Annotated in this window: 19 protein-coding genes and 1 pseudogene; 10 read left to right on the top strand and 10 right to left on the bottom strand. The window is 69.4% G+C overall.

Translation table 11 applies throughout. The features are described from left to right. Positions 1-19 precede the first annotated feature (19 nt). From MTF69_RS20695 to MTF69_RS20685, 3 genes are all read left to right on the top strand, one after another. On the top strand, positions 20-1,624 hold the full coding sequence (locus MTF69_RS20695; RefSeq protein ID WP_243336423.1) for an acyl-CoA carboxylase subunit beta: 1,605 nt from the start codon (positions 20-22) through the stop codon (positions 1,622-1,624). A gap of 7 nt (positions 1,625-1,631) precedes the next feature. Further along, a complete protein-coding gene (locus MTF69_RS20690) occupies positions 1,632-1,826 on the top strand; it encodes an acyl-CoA carboxylase subunit epsilon (RefSeq protein WP_243336422.1) in 195 nt (64 codons plus the stop codon). Between the two features lie 172 nt (positions 1,827-1,998). Further along, complete coding sequence (locus MTF69_RS20685) at positions 1,999-2,265, top strand: hypothetical protein (protein ID WP_243336421.1); 267 nt, start codon at positions 1,999-2,001, stop codon at positions 2,263-2,265. Positions 2,266-2,273: 8 nt separating this feature from the next. On the opposite strand, the gene MTF69_RS20680 is transcribed toward MTF69_RS20685, so the two are convergent. The 3 genes from MTF69_RS20680 to MTF69_RS20670 form a co-directional block, all read right to left on the bottom strand. After that, a complete protein-coding gene (locus tag MTF69_RS20680) occupies positions 2,274-2,597 on the bottom strand; it encodes a replication initiation protein, RepL2 (protein WP_243336420.1) in 324 nt (107 codons plus the stop codon). Then, positions 2,594-2,908: a winged helix-turn-helix domain-containing protein gene (locus tag MTF69_RS20675; RefSeq protein WP_243336419.1), complete on the bottom strand. Its 315-nt coding sequence runs from the start codon at positions 2,906-2,908 to the stop codon at positions 2,594-2,596. Before MTF69_RS20675 ends, MTF69_RS20680 begins: the two co-directional genes overlap by 4 nt. An 853-nt stretch (positions 2,909-3,761) precedes the next feature. Further along, positions 3,762-4,403 (bottom strand): leucine-rich repeat domain-containing protein, encoded by a 642-nt coding sequence (locus MTF69_RS20670; protein ID WP_308401435.1) that lies wholly within the window; start codon positions 4,401-4,403, stop codon positions 3,762-3,764. Positions 4,404-4,841: 438 nt separating this feature from the next. Here MTF69_RS20670 and MTF69_RS20665 point away from each other — a divergent pair, with 438 nt between their 5' ends. Beyond that, complete coding sequence (locus MTF69_RS20665; RefSeq protein WP_243336417.1) at positions 4,842-5,186, top strand: hypothetical protein; 345 nt, start codon at positions 4,842-4,844, stop codon at positions 5,184-5,186. Between the two features lie 102 nt (positions 5,187-5,288). Next, positions 5,289-5,699, top strand: a complete 411-nt coding sequence (locus MTF69_RS20660) for a winged helix-turn-helix domain-containing protein (RefSeq protein ID WP_243336416.1) — start codon at positions 5,289-5,291, stop codon at positions 5,697-5,699. Positions 5,700-5,783: 84 nt separating this feature from the next. On the opposite strand, the gene MTF69_RS20655 is transcribed toward MTF69_RS20660, so the two are convergent. From MTF69_RS20655 to MTF69_RS20635, 5 genes are all read right to left on the bottom strand, one after another. Next, positions 5,784-6,200: a hypothetical protein gene (locus MTF69_RS20655; protein WP_243336415.1), complete on the bottom strand. Its 417-nt coding sequence runs from the start codon at positions 6,198-6,200 to the stop codon at positions 5,784-5,786. A gap of 51 nt (positions 6,201-6,251) precedes the next feature. Continuing rightward, the gene (locus MTF69_RS20650; protein WP_243336414.1) at positions 6,252-6,956 is read right to left on the bottom strand and encodes a hypothetical protein; all 705 of its coding nucleotides are present in this window, start codon (positions 6,954-6,956) and stop codon (positions 6,252-6,254) included. A gap of 1,042 nt (positions 6,957-7,998) precedes the next feature. After that, positions 7,999-8,784 (bottom strand): ABC transporter permease, encoded by a 786-nt coding sequence (locus MTF69_RS20645; protein ID WP_243336413.1) that lies wholly within the window; start codon positions 8,782-8,784, stop codon positions 7,999-8,001. Beyond that, a complete protein-coding gene (locus MTF69_RS20640; RefSeq protein ID WP_243336412.1) occupies positions 8,781-9,761 on the bottom strand; it encodes an ATP-binding cassette domain-containing protein in 981 nt (326 codons plus the stop codon). Before MTF69_RS20640 ends, MTF69_RS20645 begins: the two co-directional genes overlap by 4 nt. A gap of 22 nt (positions 9,762-9,783) precedes the next feature. After that, a complete protein-coding gene (locus MTF69_RS20635) occupies positions 9,784-10,449 on the bottom strand; it encodes a DUF4097 family beta strand repeat-containing protein (RefSeq protein ID WP_243336411.1) in 666 nt (221 codons plus the stop codon). A gap of 222 nt (positions 10,450-10,671) precedes the next feature. On the opposite strand from MTF69_RS20635, the gene MTF69_RS20630 reads away from it, so the two are divergent. The 5 genes and pseudogenes from MTF69_RS20630 to MTF69_RS20605 all read left to right on the top strand — a co-directional run bounded on the left by MTF69_RS20630 (position 10,672) and on the right by MTF69_RS20605 (position 14,037). Continuing rightward, positions 10,672-11,424 (top strand): helix-turn-helix domain-containing protein, encoded by a 753-nt coding sequence (locus MTF69_RS20630; protein ID WP_243336410.1) that lies wholly within the window; start codon positions 10,672-10,674, stop codon positions 11,422-11,424. A gap of 201 nt (positions 11,425-11,625) precedes the next feature. Then, positions 11,626-12,198, top strand: a complete 573-nt coding sequence (locus tag MTF69_RS20625) for a dihydrofolate reductase family protein (protein ID WP_243336409.1) — start codon at positions 11,626-11,628, stop codon at positions 12,196-12,198. 139 nt (positions 12,199-12,337) lie between these two features. Beyond that, positions 12,338-13,057: pseudogene (locus MTF69_RS20615) on the top strand (alpha/beta fold hydrolase); the annotation flags it as partial. A 30-nt stretch (positions 13,058-13,087) separates the two neighbouring features. Beyond that, positions 13,088-13,519 carry a GNAT family N-acetyltransferase gene (locus MTF69_RS20610; RefSeq protein WP_243336676.1) on the top strand — a complete coding sequence of 144 codons (432 nt, stop codon included), beginning with the start codon at positions 13,088-13,090 and terminating at the stop codon, positions 13,517-13,519. Continuing rightward, positions 13,516-14,037, top strand: coding sequence for a GNAT family N-acetyltransferase (locus tag MTF69_RS20605; protein ID WP_243336408.1), 522 nt, complete (start codon positions 13,516-13,518; stop codon positions 14,035-14,037). The genes MTF69_RS20610 and MTF69_RS20605 overlap by 4 nt, the downstream gene beginning before the upstream one ends. On the opposite strand, the gene MTF69_RS20600 is transcribed toward MTF69_RS20605, so the two are convergent. Both MTF69_RS20600 and MTF69_RS20595 read right to left on the bottom strand, forming a co-directional pair. Further along, a complete protein-coding gene (locus MTF69_RS20600) occupies positions 14,034-14,927 on the bottom strand; it encodes a DMT family transporter (protein ID WP_243336407.1) in 894 nt (297 codons plus the stop codon). The two genes, MTF69_RS20605 and MTF69_RS20600, sit on opposite strands and share 4 nt — an antisense overlap. 86 nt (positions 14,928-15,013) lie before the next feature. After that, positions 15,014-16,357 (bottom strand): AMP-binding protein, encoded by a 1,344-nt coding sequence (locus MTF69_RS20595; protein ID WP_243336406.1) that lies wholly within the window; start codon positions 16,355-16,357, stop codon positions 15,014-15,016. Positions 16,358-16,658: the final 301 nt, after the last annotated feature.

Raw genomic sequence — 16,658 nt, 5'->3', positions numbered from 1 at the left:
TCGGCTATTCCTGCCAGGCATGACCGTGCTCATCGAATCCCCCCAAGTGACCGAGGTCCCCCAAGCCCTCCGCCCCTCGCTGCGGACCAGGACCGCCGAACTCGACTCCGTTCACGAGCTGGCCCGGGGCGGCCCCGGGTCCCAGGCCACCGAGCGGCAGCACGCCAAGGGCAAGCTGACCGTCCGGGAACGGATCGACCTGCTCTTCGACCCCGGCTCCTTCACCGAGGTCGAACCCCTGCGCCGGCACCGCGCCACCGGTTTCGGCCTGGAGGACAAGCGCCCCTACACCGACGGCGTCGTCGCCGGCTGGGGCACCGTGGACGGCCGTACCGTCTTCGCCTACGCCCACGACTTCCGCATCTTCGGCGGCGCGCTCGGGGAGGCCCACGCCGAGAAGATCCACAAGGTGATGGACCTCGCCGAGTCCGCCGGGGCCCCGCTGGTCTCCCTCAACGACGGTGCGGGCGCCCGCATCCAGGAAGGCGTCACCGCCCTCGCCGGCTACGGCGGCATCTTCCGCCGCAACACCCGCGCCTCCGGCGTCATCCCGCAGATCTCCGTCATGCTCGGCCCCTGCGCCGGGGGCGCCGCGTACTCCCCGGCCCTCACCGACTTCGTCTTCATGGTCCGCGAGACCTCACAGATGTTCATCACGGGCCCCGACGTCGTCCAGGCCGTCACCGGCGAGAAGATCAGCCAGAACGGCCTCGGCGGCGCCGACGTCCACGCCACCGTGTCGGGCGTCGCCCACTTCGCCTACGACGACGAGGAGAGCTGCATCGCCGACGTACGCCACCTGCTGTCGCTGCTGCCCTCCAACAACCGCGAGGTCCCCCCGTACGAGCCCACGGGCGACCCGGCCGACCGGCTCTGCGAGTCCCTGCTCGACCTCGTCCCGGCCGACCCCACGCACTCCTACGACATGCGCGCCGTGATCTCGGAACTCGTCGACGACGGAGAGCACTTCGAGGTCCACGAGCAGTGGGCGACCAACATCATCTGCACCCTCGCCCGGATCGACGGCCACACCGTCGCCCTCGTCGCCAACCAGCCCTCCGCCATGGCCGGCGTCCTCGACATCAACGCCTCGGAGAAGGCTGCGCGCTTCGTCCAGCTCTGCGACGCCTTCAACATCCCGATCGTCACCCTGCTCGACGTCCCGGGCTTCCTGCCCGGCAAGGACCAGGAGCACGGGGGCATCATCCGGCACGGCGCCAAGCTGCTGTACGCGTACTGCAACGCCACCGTCCCGCGCGTCCAGCTCATCCTGCGCAAGGCCTACGGCGGCGCGTACATCGTCATGGACTCGCGCTCCATCGGCGCCGACCTGTCCTTCGCCTGGCCGGCCAACGAGATCGCCGTCATGGGCGCGGAGGGCGCCGCGGGCGTCATCTTCCGGCGCGAGATCGCCGCCTCCGATCGTCCCGAGAGCGTGCGCGCCCAGCGGATCGAGGAGTACCGCCAGGAGTTGATGCACCCGTACTACGCGGCCGAACGCGGTCTCGTCGACGACGTCATCGACCCGCGCAGCACCCGGTCCGTCCTGGCCCGGTCCCTGGCCATGCTCCGCACCAAACACGCCGACCTTCCGCACCGCAAGCACGGAAACCCGCCCCAGTAGGCCCGCCGTGGATCACTCCGACCCCCTCTTCACCGTGCTGCGCGGCGTCCCCGACGCCGCCGAACTCGCGGCCCTCACGGCCGTCCTCCTCTCCCGTTCCCCCGCCGCCGGCCCCCCGGCCCCTCCCCCGCGCCGCGCCCCCTGGATCCGGCCGCACCGGCACGTCGCCGCCGGCTCCTGGGTCCGTGCCGCCGGCCCCTGAGGGCCGGCGGTCCCGGGCGCTCAGCCGTTGCCGGCGGTCCGCCGCGCGTGCTGGCGGGCCGCCTTCGGCCCGTCGGTGCTCGCCGGTGTTCGTCGGTCCCGTCCCCTACGTGGGCACGGCCTCGCGCATGGTCCGGTAGCCGCGCGGGGTGAGGCCGTACCGGTCGCGGGAGGTGGAAGGGCCGGGTCAGCAGGAGGCGGTACGGGCGGCTGGTGTCGCAGCAGATGATCTGCGGGCCGCTCGCCCGGCCCCGGCGGCCGTCCTGGTGGACGTGGATCTCGCCGGCCAGCGCCCGGAACACCCGCAGCGACTCGGAGGGGTCGGGGCGGATGTGGCGGCCGGGGCGTACCGCCTCGTGGAAGAGGGCGTCCGCATCACGATCGGCACCCCGGACGCGAACGACCGTCTCCTGAAAACGGCGACCGCCTGGCACCAGTGACCACGGGCTCAGCCGCTGATGACCCTCAGCCGGGCGGCCGGCTGCTCACGCTCCGCCTCGATCGTCGGGGTCAGCCGGAAGACCCGCACCGGGCCGACGCTGTCCACCTCTTCGAGCCACCCAAGAGCCTCCAGCTCCTTGCGCGTCCGAGAAAACACCGGGGCGCTCATACCCGCGGTCTCGGCGAGCTCGGTGGCCTTGATCCAGACCGACCCGTCCGGCCGCTGCTCAGAGGCTGCGTACAGCATGACGACGATCCGCTGGTTCGGGTTCAGGACGCGTCCCGTGCGCTTGAGGACGTACAGCACGTCCTCACTGCGGTGGACCTTCATGTCGCGTCTCCCTTGATCTTCCTGCGTTCACGGTCGCCCGGCTTCGGGATGCGCATTTCCGGGGGATTCCAGTCGGAAACCGCCTCACGATGTTCGAAGCCCGTCCCGATGAACGCAAGGTACGGGGTCGTTCGGTAGAACGTCGTACGGCCGATCCCGCCGGACTCGACCAGCAGGCGAGCACCCTTGAGGACCTTGATGGCCCTCGACAGCGCGTCAGGACTCATGTCGAGCTCTGATGCGACGGCCACGCCGGTCATCTGAACTGGCCCCTGTCGCTCCTCCGTCGCGAACCAGTACCAGACCAGCACGCGGAACTCACGGTCACTCAGTCCCGAAGCACCGGAGGCAAGCTGACGGCCTCGCCGGATCCCGACGTTGATGTGAGGTCCGTCGAAGGCGTACGGGGCACGGGGGACTTCTTTGCTCATTGCTAATAAAGTTCGACTCCGGATCCCCCACCTATCCACCCAGTCAATAATGTGCACATAGCTAACCAACCCGTTCTCAGGATCGGGTAACCCGCTTCCAGGATCGGGTTACCCGATCCCAGGATCGGGTTGTGGTCGACGTTTATGCAGGTCAAGAGGGTGCGGGGGCTGCGCGTTCTTAATACATGGAAAGGTAGTGAGTACCTGCCGGCCCTGGTCGGCGGCTGCTCGCCCTGTCGCTCCGCGCCAGCGCTCCCAGGTTGGGTCCACCGCAGGGACCCCGCTGCACGGATCGTCGTGGTCACTGCCCGAAACAAGCAGCAGCGTGGCTGGCACCGGCTGGGGCTGAGCGAATCCGTGGGCGCCGGTGACCGAGGTGACGGGCTTCGTCTGGGCACACCTTCTGTGGCCGGGGTTCAGGATGGGGGCGGATGCGTTGCCCTCATGGCCGGCTTCCTGGTCGTGGTCGCGACCGTGGATCGCCCGGGACACCGCGCGGAGTCATCGCGATCGACGGTGGAGGCAGTCCCTTCCGGCTTCGGTCAGGTGACCGGCCTCATCGAAACGACGTACCGGCGGCTCAAGCAAAGGCCCCTGTGGGAACCGAACGACAGGTGCGTCCCGCAGGACCGGAGACCAGCGCAAAGACCTGAGAAGGCCAGGATCGACGCCGGACTCGTTCCTGCGTGTGCACGAGAAGGAGCGGCGCTGTGGCGCGACGGGGGCCTCTCTGTCACGCCAAGACGACGCACCCCCGCCGTTCCAGCTCGCTGAGGAGCGGTAGGGAGCGATCGACCTCGTTCCACCGTAGATCCAGCTTCTCCAGCGATGGCATCTCGGCGAGCCAGTCGGGCAGCCGGCAGAGGCGGTTGCTCCGCAGGTCGATCTGACGTAGCCGGCGGAGGCCGGCCAGCGACTCCGGCACCCCGGCCAGGGAGTTCTCGCGTAGGTCCAGGTGTCGTAGTTCGTGCAGCTCGGCGGCCGACGAGGGCAATCGCTCGATCGAGTTCCCTCGGAGCCACAGTTCGCGCAGGCTGCGGAGCTCGCCGATGGCATCGGGCAAGGTGGTGAGTCGGTTGTGCTGCGCCCTGAACTCAATGAGGCTGCCCATCCCACCGATGGTCTCCGGCAGGGTGGTGAGGGAGTTCTCGCCCACGTTGAGGTAACGCAACCTGGTCAGGTTTCCCACAGAGTCCGGAAGCCGCGTCAGCCGGTTGTCGTGCAGGTAGAGGCAGTCGCTGAGCCCTGCCAGCTTGCCGAGTTCTTCGGGCACCGAGGTCAGCGCGTTGTGGCCCAGGTCCAGGGTATTCAGCTGGTGAAGCTGACAGATTTCCGGCGAGAGGGACGTCAGCCCGTTGTCCGCGAGGATCAGCACGTGGAGCCCGGTCTCATGCCAGACCGACTCGGGTACCTCTCCGAGCTCTCGACGCCACAAGTTCAGCGTGTACCTCACGACCATCCCCCTTCGCCAACAGCCCCGGACTCGATTCTCGCTCGGCCCAGATGCGGTCAGTAACGGTGGGCGATGCAGTCGATGACCTCCCTGGCGCCCTGTCGGAGGAGGGCGGCCGCACCCTGCATCCGGCGTGCGGGCACTACTCCGCACCACAGACGGCATCAGCCACCGTGCTGCTTGCCTGAGAGGGAAGCCCCCCTCGGCCTGCCCCCGGATATCCGACCCGTACCGACGAAGCGAGCACCGGCGCCAACACGCAAAAGTCACACCGGCTGGGAGAATTTGCCCCAGCGCACTGGGACAACCCACTAGGCGGCGTGACGACTTCCCCCTTGAGTGAGGACGGAACCCACGCACATGGCGCGTCCCCAGCCCATCCGTCGAGCGTCAGGCGCGCAGCCTCCGCTCGTCCCCGTCTCCGACACCGGCGAGGAGTTCAGGGAGACGCTGACCGAGAAGTTCGCGGACCTCATCGGGAAGACCCCGGTGCGGGGCCGGCCGGTCCAGCAGGTCGACGTCAGTGTCCGGGTCACACAGCGGGCCCCGCACGAGATGTACGGGACGGTCGGCTTCAGCGCCGTCAGCAACGAGTTCCTCAGCGAGGTCCTCGCCGTCCTCATGGGTCCGCCCCGGGGTCCTCTTCGTGAATCCCCTGATCGGCTTCATGGGCAACGGGGATCGTCGGCAGGAGATTCTGGCTAAGCTGCGGCAAGGGACCCCAGAGGGCGCGTTTCCCCTGCTCAACGCCCCACCCGCCCCACGAAGCACGCAGCTGGAACTCGGTCCGGACCAGGAGGAGGCATCATGCTGATCCAGGCGACCTTCGGGCACGGAATGCTCCACAAGCTGGAGCTCTCCCGCGGCGCCCAAGACCTTCTGAGCGCGCTGGTCGACCTCCAGGAGCCGGGCGGCGAGGTCCGGATGTCCCAGCAGGAACTCGCGGCTCGCGTGGGCCTCAGCAAGAACGCCGCGTCGACCGCTATGGCCTCACTGGTCGACCGACACCTCGTCCTGCGGCCGGAGCACAGCTACCGCACGTACATCTTGCATCCCGACATCGCGGGCTACGAGACCGTCGAAGCCCTCGTGGCCGCGGTACGGGAAGCAGCCCGCAGCATCCAGAACGGCACGCTCGGCGAACCGTCGGCCCCCCACTACGAAACCGCGCCTCCCAAGAGGCAGCACCGAGAACTCCGCGCCGTCAGCGGCGCGTAGCCACCGCCGGCATCCGCTCAGCCCGGTCAAGAACCCGACGCACAGTCCCAATCGGCAAGGGAGGCGGCGAAGGCCTGGTCCGCCTCAGGCGACTTCCAGCTTCGGACGGCCGGTCGCAGTGGGCGGGGCCTGATGGTACGTCGGCAGCTTCAGGTTGAGGAGGTCCCCCGCCTGGATGCGGACCAAGGCCTCACGGAAGGCAACCTCCATGGTCTCGGGGTTCTCGTACTTCGCCGCGAGCGGGTGGAGCCGGTACGAGTTGCCTTTGCGCTCCTCGCTGCGCGGTCTGAGCACGATGTTCAGCTCGCACAGGGGCGCCATGAGCGCGCTGACGGCCTGGGGCGTGACCCCGTACTCGGCCGCCATGTCCTTCTGGCGGACCGGGAGCACTCCTCCGAAGTCACTGCGGGAGACGAGGTACTGGAGGAACTTGACGGCAGCCCCCGAGAGAGGCAGGGCCCAGATGCGCTCCGCGATGATCGGGGACATGACGTTAGCCATGGGACAGCCTTCCTCTGGAGCAGATACCCGCACGGGGGACCGGCGGCACGCTCACCCGGTACGCCGCCTTCCGCGAGCAGTCTGTTCGATGACGACGCCGAGGTCGAGCTCCTCCTGATGGATGCCTTGCGGACCCACCGAGTGGGGGAACCTCCCGGTGTCGTGGTCGTGGCGCTCGGCAATCTCGGCAAGCACCTGCTGCTGAGCCGTGCTGTTGCCGTGGAACCACAGGCGCACGTTGATCTGGATGCGGCCGTTGCCAGCCTTCTCGACCCAGTTGTAGCCGCACAGCGCCTGCACGGCGCGGTTGACCGTGGACCGCGTGATCATCTTGCCGCCCTTCTGCACGGCGATCCTGTTCAGCCCGTCTGTGATCTCCTGCTGGGTGTACTGGGCGATACCGGTCCCCGGCACCTGCCCGCCGGCCACGAAAAGGAAGACGCAGAGCTGGGACTTGGTGATGCTGTTCGCGACGGCGAGCTGAGCCAGCAGCTGCGTGAACCAGTTGCTCGCCAGGCTGTAGCCAGTGTCTCCGGCCATGTCGTGGACGGCTTTCGGCTCCGGCACGTACTCGAAGTGGACTCCCGTAAGCCGACGGCGCCCCCCGGAGTCAGCGGCCTGCGCCGCCTGCTCCCCAAGCTGTTGTCCCAGGACGGCCAGGATGTCTCCGTACTCCGCTTCCTCTCCCGCGAGCGTGGGAGCAGGAACGGTCCGGGGCCCGCGCTGCCGATGACGGGCGGGCGGATCAGGTGCCACAGAGCCTCCTCGTTGCTCAGACGGTCCGAGGCTATCCAGAAAATCAACGTGTAGTTGTCTTTTGGCGCACAGGCGCAGCAGAAGTCACCCCTGAGAGTGCCCGGTTCGACCGGGGCAGCCGCCCAAAACTCAAGAGTGCATGGAGTTTCCTCGCAACACAGCGCCCAAAAAGTCCACAACTGCTTGTCTTTCACATGCCCACACCGGCCCATCGGCGCGCCGGCGACCTTCTGACCTGCATCGATGGGAGATCGATCGCCGTCGCCAGAAAATCCACTGGGACTTGATTTTCCCGCGAAATGTGCTCGCCAGCGCTACATTTCGAAGCTCCAAATGTGTCCTGGGGGACACATCCCACCCAACAAACCAGCAGGTCAGAGGCTTAAGTTCGCGGCGCCCCTCTTACTAAGAGCAACCTGGCCGACGGCAGCAACGGGCACCGTCTTCCCCCCGCAGTGACCCGGGCCCCGAACACCTTCCGTCTGACCCACCGACAACGGGCGGCTGACATCCGGTCTCCCTCCCCCGGACATCAACCGACACACCGTCACCCCCTCCGGCCCGTACCTCCGTTCGGACCCGCATCCCCCCTCCTCAGCCCGATCCGTGATGTGTCGTCTTTACTCCACGCCCCTCATGCCCAGTGAGGGCGCCCAGCGCCCGAGGGGTGCCCCGGCGACCGTCAGGGAGCTGGGGCAGGGCGTGAGGGGGAGCGGGTCCAGGGCGCCCGAGCGCCTGGCGAGGGGGTCTGGGGGGCGAGTAGCCCCCCATCCCGCGGCCGGTCCAGCGCGGCCAGGCGCTGGCGGGGTCCAGGGGCTGGCCCCTGGGATCCACGGTCCGCGGCCGAGGACGTACGAGAACCCTGATCGGGGACTCCTCGTCCCGGTGACGGCGACAGCCTTCAGGCGGCCGGCCGACAAGAACCGCGAGCGGGCCACCGTGGAGGACATACGAACGAGGCGGCGCACTCCGACGTGTTGTCGGGGTACGCCGCCTTGGGGCGGAGCGGGGGTGCGGGAGGGGGCCTGTGCTGCCTCGGCCGCTACTTCGGGTCACTGTTGAACTTCGCGGCCGACCAGAAGTAGCCGAGGACCGCGAGGCCCAGGCACCAGGCGACCGCGATCCAGCCGTTGTTGCCGATCTCGCTGCCCAGCAGCAGCCCGCGCAGGGTTTCGATGGCCGGGGTGAAGGGCTGGTACTGGGCGATGGGCTGGAACCAGCCCGGCATCCCCTCGACCGGAACGAAAGCACTCGACAGCAGCGGCAGCAGGATCATCGGCAGCGCATTGTTGCTGGCAGCCTCCGCGTTCGGGCTGATCAGCCCCATGCCGACCGCGATCCAGGTGAACGCCAGCGCGAACAACACGAGCAGCCCGAACGCCGCCAGCCACTCCAGGGCCGTGGCGTTCGTGGAGCGGAACCCGATGGCCACGGCGACGGCTCCGACGAGGACCACGCTCGCGATCGACTGCAGCACGCTGCCGATGACGTGCCCGATGAGCACCGCACCACGGTGGATCGCCATCGTCCGGAAACGGGCGATGATGCCCTCGGTCATGTCGTTGGAGACCGACACCGCGGTGCCGATCGTCGTACTCCCGATGGTCATCAGCAGCAGGCCCGGCACGAGGTAGGCGATGTAGTCGGAGCGGCCGCCGCCGCCGATGCCCGCGCTCATCACATCTCCGAAGATGTAGACGAACAACAGCAGGAGCATGATCGGCGTGAGCAGCAGGTTCAGCGTCAGCGACGGGTAGCGGCGGGCGTGCAGGAGGTTGCGGCGCAGCATCGTCGACGAATCACGGACCGCAAGGGACAGGGAACTCATCGGACGTTCTCCTTGGACTGGCTGGGGAGGGTGGAAGAGCCGGGGCGGGAGTCGGTGCCGGTCAGGGCGAAGAACACGTCATCGAGATCAGGCGTGTGCACGGTCAGCTCGTCCGCCTCGACGCCGGCCGAGTCCAGCCGGTCGAGGATCGAGCGCAGCGCACGCTGGCTGCCGTCGCTGGGAATCTGCAACGCCAGCGCCTCGTCATCCCGGCTGACCTCGCCGAGTACCGCGATGGCGGACCGGTAGGCGGCCGGGTCGGAGAACCGCAGGCGCACATGCCCACCCGGGATCATCCGCTTCAACTCCTCGGCACTGCCCTCCGCGGCGATCTTTCCGTCGTTCAACACCGCGATACGGTCCGCGAGTTCATCCGCCTCCTCCAGATACTGCGTGGTCAGGAAGACCGTCACACCGCCGGTGACCAGCTCACGGATGATCTGCCACATGTTGTGCCGCGAACGGGGATCCAGACCGGTCGTCGGCTCGTCGAGAAAGATGATCCGCGGATCACCGACCAGCGTCATCGCAATGTCGAGGCGGCGCTTCATACCGCCCGAGTAAGTCGAAGCAGGCTTCTTCGCCGCCTCCACCAGGTCGAACCGCTCCAGCAACTCGGCAGTGACCCGCCGCCCCTCCCCCTTCGGCAGGTGATGCAGATCCGCCATGAGAAGCATGTTCTCCTCACCAGTGATCAGCCCATCCACCGCCGAGAACTGCCCCGTCACACCGATCGCGGCGCGGGCCGCCCGCGGGTCGGCGGCCAGGTCGTGGCCGCCGACCCGGATCTCGCCGGAGGCGGGATCGGGAGAGACAAGGGTGGAGAGGATCTTGACGGCGGTGGTCTTGCCCGCACCGTTCGGGCCGAGCAGGGAGAAGACGGTTCCTTCGGGGACGGCCAGGTCGATGCCGTCGAGGACGGTCTTGTCGCCGTAGGACTTGCGCAGCCCGTTCGCCGTGATGGCCAAGGTGGTCATGAGGAATGCTCCTTTACGGATGTCAGAGGCTGCGGGCGGTGATGTCGCCGTAGGCGGTGGTCGCGTGGATGGCGAGGGCGGCGGCGCCGTCGGCGTTGTGCAGGGCGTTGTGGATCCGGCCGAGGGAGGTGCCGGCCTCGAGGGTGGCGCTGACCCCGCGGGCGGCGCCGACCGAGATCTCGCCGTACTCGGTGCGCAGTTCGACCGTGCCGCGCAGGGCCTCGGTGATGCGCAGGTCGCCCTTCTGGGTGCTGATCCGGGCGGGGCCGCCCAGGCGGCCGATCGAGACGTCGCCGGCCGCGAGGGTCAGCTGGGCGCTCGCGGCCTCATCGAGCTTCACCGAGCCCTGCGCGCCCTCGAAGAGGACGTCACCGAGGCGTCCGACGCCCCGGAGTTCGGCGCTGGCCGCCTTCACCTCGACGCGGGAGCCGGCGGGCAGCTGGACGGTCACCTCGATGGAACCGGAGGCGCCCAGGTACTGGTTCTTCACCGAGGCCTCGATCCGCAGGACCCCGTCGGCGTACTCGACCCGGGTCTGCTCGGCCGCCTTCACGTCGCGGCCCTTCGAGGCGTCGGCGGGCCGGACCTCGACCGCGGTGTCCGCGCGGTCCGCGGCGATGAAGCGGACGATGCCGGCGGGGATGTCCAGAACGGTGGAGATCGGGGCGGTGGTGGCGAACTTCTGCATGATCTTCTCCTGCGACTCGTTGTTTCCGATGAGGGAAAAGCTACGTTGCTTTCCAATCCTCGGCAAGCAGTTCGTTGCGATGAACCTCAATATGTGCAGGTCAGAGCCATTCAATCGTTGCGAAAGCCTGAAATCAAATGCAACGACCGCACGGCGTTGCGTTGCAATGAGATGGAAGTGAACGCTATACTGGGGGCACGACAACCCACGAAGGAGACCGCGATGCCGGGAGGCAGGCTCACCCAGCAGGAACGCCAGCAGATCGCCCTGGGAGTGGCTGACGGCCTCGCCTACGCGGAGATCGCCAGGCAGCTGGACCGACCGACCTCGACCATCACGCGCGAGGTCATGCGCAACGGCGGTCCCGGCGCATACCGCGCCGACCTGGCCCACCGCGCCACCGAAGCCCGTGCGCACCGGCGCAAGCAACCCGTGCCCCGCGGACCGCAGGCGGCCCCGCAGGCCTACGGACGGGACGCCGAGGCCGTGCGCGCCTACGGGGAGGTGTTCACCACCGTCATGATGGCTTCGGGCATGCCCGGCATGGCGGCCCGGGTGATGGCCTGCCTCAACCTCACCGACACGGGCAGCCTCACCGCGTCGGAACTCGTCCAGCGCCTCCAGGTCAGCCCGGCGTCCGTGTCGAAGTCGATCACGTTCCTGGAGGAGCAGGGCCTCGTCCGCCGGGAACGCGGGGAAGGCCGCCGCGAGCGCTACGTCGTCGACGACGACATCTGGTACCAGTCGATGATGGCCAGCGCCCGCTCCGCCGCCCAGATCGTCGAGACGGCACGGCAGGGCGTCGCCGTCCTCGGCGCCGGCACCCCGGCCGGCACCCGCATGGAGAACATCGCCCGCTTCCTCGACTTCGTCTCCGAGAGCATCGCCCGCGCCGCCGAACAGGCCCGCGAGATCCTCCACACGAAACCGGAAGCACCCTCGGACGCCGCCGAACCGAGTGCGGACCGCGGCTGAGGACGACTGAGGACGACCGAGGACGCACACCGCGGGAGGACTCACACCTGTGCCGAAAGAAATTTCGCAGGGACCGATGAGTTTCCCGGGGGACCATGGTCTTAGATCATGAAAGGTGCGCCGCGGCAGCCACGCAAGTGGTCGCGGGGGCGCGCCGGACGGACCGCCGAGAGCCCGACACGAGATTCCGAGGAACCCCCGATGCGCACCCTGATCAGCTCCGCCTTCATCTCCCTCGACGGCGTCATGGAGGCCCCGGGCGGCGAGCCCGGGTACCGCAACTCCGGCTGGACCTTCAAGAACATCGAGTTCCTGCCCGAGGCGTTCGAGATCAAGGGCCGGGAGCAGAAGGAAGCCTCCGCGATGCTCCTGGGCCGGACCAGCTACGAGGCGTTCAGCCCGGTGTGGCCCGGCATGGAGGACTTCGCCGACTACAAGGAGATGCCCAAGTACGTCGTCTCCACCACCCTCACCGAGGACGACCTTGTGTCGAACTGGGGCGAGACCTCGATCCTGCGCTCGCTCGACGAGGTCGCCGCGCTGAAGGAGACCGAGGGCGGCCCGATCATCGTCCACGGCAGCGCCACCCTGAACCTGGCCCTCTCCGACGCCGGCCTGATCGACCGCTACCACCTGCTGGTCTTCCCGCTGCTGCTCGGCGCGGGCAAGCGGCTCTTCAGCGCCACCGACAAGGACGCGCAGAAGCTGAAGCTCGTCGAGCACGAGGCGTACGCCAACGGCCTGCAGCTGAACATCTTGGACGTCGTCCGCTGACCCGCGCCCGTACCCCCTGGCCCGGATCGACCAGATCCTGGCCCGCTCGGGCAGCGTGAACCACGTCCGTACGCTCCCCGCCACCCCCAGCGATCACCTGCCCCTCACCGCCGACATCCGGTTCGATTAACGTACGTTCATGACTGAATTCGTACTGGTGGCAGGCACCTGGCTGGGAGCGTCGGCATGGGACGAGGTGGCCGCCGAACTGCGCACCGCACTGCGCACCACGGGCGGCGGCGACCACGAGGTCCACGCGTTGACCCTGTCCGGCCTCGCGGACAAGCAGGGCGTCGCGGCCGGCCAGCAGACGCACGTCACGGACATAGTCGACGCCATCGACGGGCTCGGTCTGCGCGATGTGGTCCTGGTGGGCCACAGTTACGCCGGCATCCCGGTCGGCCAGGCCGCCGAGCGGATCGGCGCCCGCCTGAACCGGGTGGTCTTCGTCGACGCCAACGTCCCCACCCACAACGGCTCCTTCGTCTCCGCCTGGCCCGAGGGCCGCTCGGCCGTGGAGTCCTCCATCGCGGCGAACAACGGCTTCTGGCCACCCCAGCAGGCCGCCGACTACGAGGGCCAGGGCCTCACCTCCGAACAGATCGCCAGGCTCCTCGCGGACGCGACCCCGCACCCGGGCGCCACGCTCACCGAGCCGGCCGTACTGACCCACCCGCTCGCCGAGCTCCCCGCGACCTACGTCAAATGCCTGCTGGACGGCGCCGAACCCCACCCCGACGTGGCGGAGCTCCTGTCCACCGGCCCGGACTGGCAGCTGGTCACCCTGGACACGGGCCACTGGCCGATGTTCTCCGCCCCCTCCGCCCTGGCCCGCGTCCTCCTCGACGCCGCCGCCCAGGACACCCCGCCGCCGGCTTCCGCCCTCCGCATCCACCCGGTGCACGCCGCCTCCGAAGCGGCCCTGCACGACTGGCAGCACGTCCACAACACGGTCATCCCGACGGCCGTCCTCTCCCTCGAAGAGATACGGGAACGCTCCGCGCGCCACGTCCTGCACATCGCCCACCTCGGCGACACCCTCGTCGGATGCACGACGGTCCGACCCCCCACCGCCGGCTCCACGACCGCCACCGTGATCGCGCGCGTCCTTCCCACCCACCGGGGACGGGGTTTCGGCCGGGACCTGTACGCATACGCCCTCGCCCAGGCACGGGCCCTGGGCGCCGAGGTGATCGAGACCGTGGTCCTCGCCTCCAACCCGGAGGGCCTCACCTTCGCGCGACGAGCCGGCTTCACCGAAGTCGACCGCTACGTCCTCCCCGGCGACACCGTGCCCTTCATAGACCTGCGCCTCACGTGAGCGTCGACTGGGTCCGCCTCGAACTCACGGTCCGCACCTTCGACTCCGCCCGGTTCACGCGGTACGTCGACCGGTGCCGCGCGGCGGGCTTCAGCTTCACGACCCTCGCCCGACTCGGCGACGCAGAGGACGAGCGCCGCAGGCTCTACGACCTGAACAAGGAATGCTCGGCCGATATCCCCGAGCGAGGCGCCTTCCACTCCTACGACGCCTACACACGCCTACGCTTCGCAACGCCCTCCTACGACCCGGCCGGCATCATCGTCGCCCGGGACGAGGACGGCACGTGGATCGGCATGGCGGCGACCTCCCTCCATCTCGCCGACGGCTTCGCCTTCAACGAGATGACCGGCGTCCGCGCCTCCTACCGGGGCCGCGGCATCTCCCTCGCCATGAAGACCCTCGGCATCGCCTTCGCCGACCACCGCGGAGCCCCCGTCATCCGCACGATGCACCACCCCGCGAACACCGCGGCCATCGCCATGAACCGAACCCTCGGCTACGTGGACAGGCCCTAGGCCGGGCCCCGTCGCCGCCGGGAGACGGCGACGCCTGCGAGGCAGACCGCACCGCCGAGCAGGGTCAGCGCGGCCGGGATCTCATCGAGGGCGATCCAGGCGATGAGCACCACGACGGCGGGCACCGCGTAGGTGGTCGCGCCCATCTTCCCCGCGGTGGTCCGCGACAGCGCGTACGTCCAGGTGGTGAAGGCGAGCGCGGTCGGGAAGAGCCCCAGGTAAAGCATGTTGAGGACGGCGTCGAGCGGGGCCCCGGGAAGCTGGTCGACGAGCTGCCCGACGAACGGCAGGGTGACGGCCGTACCGACGAAGCAGCCGTACGTGGTCACCTGGATCGGGCTCGCGTACGCCAGCGCCGGCTTCTGCGCGACCACCCCGGCTCCGTACGTGAGCGCGGCGACCAGGCAGAGGAGGACCCCTCCCAGCGAGGCGGTCCCACCGTTCGAGGTGGACAGTCCGACCAGCACCGCTCCGGCGAAGGAGACCGCCATGCCCGCCAACAGCATGGGCGGGAAACCCTCCTTCAACAGCCAGCCGCTGAGCAGAGCGATCACGATCGGGCCGATGTTGACGATCATGGCCGCGGTGCCGGCGTCCACGAGCTGCTCGCCCCAGTTCAGCGTCACCATGTAGAGACCGAACCAGAGCACCCCGGAGACCAGGATCCCGGGCCACGCCTGCTTCGGCGGCGGTGGCACCCGTTTGAGGACCAATACCAGCCCGAGCGCGGCCGAGGCTGTCAGCAAGCGTCCGAACGCCAGCGCTCCGGGCCCGAAGTGCGCCGCCGCCGAGCGGATGGAAACGAACGCGGAGGCCCACAGCACGACGGTCACTCCGGCGGCTATCAGCGCCCGCCGGTCGGTCCTGACCTGATCAGACGTCTTGTCCATGCGAGCAAGCTACCGGCCCCGCCCGAAAGGCCCGCTGCCCTTTTCCGGGCGCCCCCTACGCTCCGCCCGCGCCGAGACACATACTGTCAGGCGTCGCCCAGCAGCAGCTTCTTCTGCGGCTTGCCCATCGCGTTGCGCGGAATCGCCGCCACGAACCGCACCTCGCGCGGCCGCTTGTGCACCGACAGGTGCGCGGCGACGAAGTCCGTCAGTTCCGGACCCGTGACGCCCTCGGCGACCACGAAGGCCACGATCCGCTGCCCGAGATCCGCGTCCGGCAGCCCCACCACCGCCGCCTCGCTCACCTTGGGGTGATCCAGCAGAGCGTTCTCGATCTCGCCGGCGCCGATCCGGTACCCGCCCGACTTGATCATGTCGATGGAGGCCCGGCCGACGATCCGGTGGACTCCGTCGGCCTCGTCGACGGCCGCGATGTCGCCCGTACGGAACCACCCGTCCTCGGTATAGGCGGCCGCCGTCGCCTCGGGCCGGCCCAGGTACCCGGAGAACAGCGTCGGCCCGCTCACCTGCAGCTCGCCGATCTCGGCGCCCGCCTCGGCCACGATCCGCGTACGGACGCCCCGGATCGGAGTACCGACCGTTCCGGGCCGCACCGCCCCGCCCGCGCGCCCGCTGACGGTGATCAGCGTCTCGGTCATCCCGTACCGCTCCACGGGCCGCAGCCCGGTCAGTCGCTCCAGGTCCCGGAAGACCGGCGCGGGCAGCGCGGCACTGCCGGAGACGAGCAGCCGGGCCCCGCCCAGCGCGGCGGCGGCCGCCGGCGCCCCGGCGATACGGGACCACACGGTCGGCACCCCGAAGTACAGGCTGCCCCCGGCCTCCGCGTAGGCCTCGGGGGTGGGCCGCCCGGTGTGCACGAGACGGCTGCCGGTCCGCAGCGCTCCGAGCACCCCGAGAACGAGCCCGTGCACATGGAACAGCGGCAGCCCGTGCACGAGGGTGTCCTCGGCGCTCCACTGCCAGGCTTCGGCGAGGGCGTCGAGATCGGCGGCCACGGCCTCGGCGGTGAGGACGACGCCCTTGGGCGGCCCGGTGGTCCCGGAGGTGTAAAGAATCAGCGCCGGCCGCCCGGGGCCCGCCACCACCCCCGCACCCGCGCCCCCGTCTCCACGCCGTTCGAAGTCCACGTCGACGAGCACCGCGCCGGAGTCCCGCAGGATGTGCTCCCGCTCGGCGGGCCCCGCGTCGGGCGGCAGCGGTACGAAGGGCACCCCGGCCAGCAGCCCGCCGACGACGGCGGCAACGGTCTCCAGCGAGGCCGTCGCGGTCACCGCGAAGGCGGGCGCCCCGGCGACATCGGCAGCCACGGCACGCGCCGCACCGAGCAGCTCCTCATAGGAGGCATCCCGCCCGGCCACCCGCAGGGCATCGGGCCTGTCTCCGTACACCCCGGTAAGCGCGGTCAGCACTGGTCCCCCCACGGAGTCCGATCACCCATCAACCGCCCCACCCTACGACCACCCCCACCCACCCCAGCCCCACCAAGGTCTCCCCACCCCAACCCACAAAGGTCCGCCCACCCCAACCCCACCGGCGCTTGCCCACCATTGCCCCACCAGCGCCTGCCCACCCCAGCCCCGCCGGCGTTTGAGGCGCAGGGTCCGGGGCGGAGCCCCGGGAGCCCGGGCGCAGCCCGGGCTCCCAGCGGTCCGGGCGCAGCCCGGGGAACGGAGGAAGGGCGGGTAGGGGACACCCCCGCGCAGCGGCACC

The organism is Streptomyces sp. AP-93, from assembly GCF_022808175.1.
Classification (GTDB): domain Bacteria; phylum Actinomycetota; class Actinomycetes; order Streptomycetales; family Streptomycetaceae; genus Streptomyces.
The sequence above is the reverse complement of the archived record's forward strand: the minus strand, read 5'-3'. Positions and strand labels throughout refer to the sequence as shown.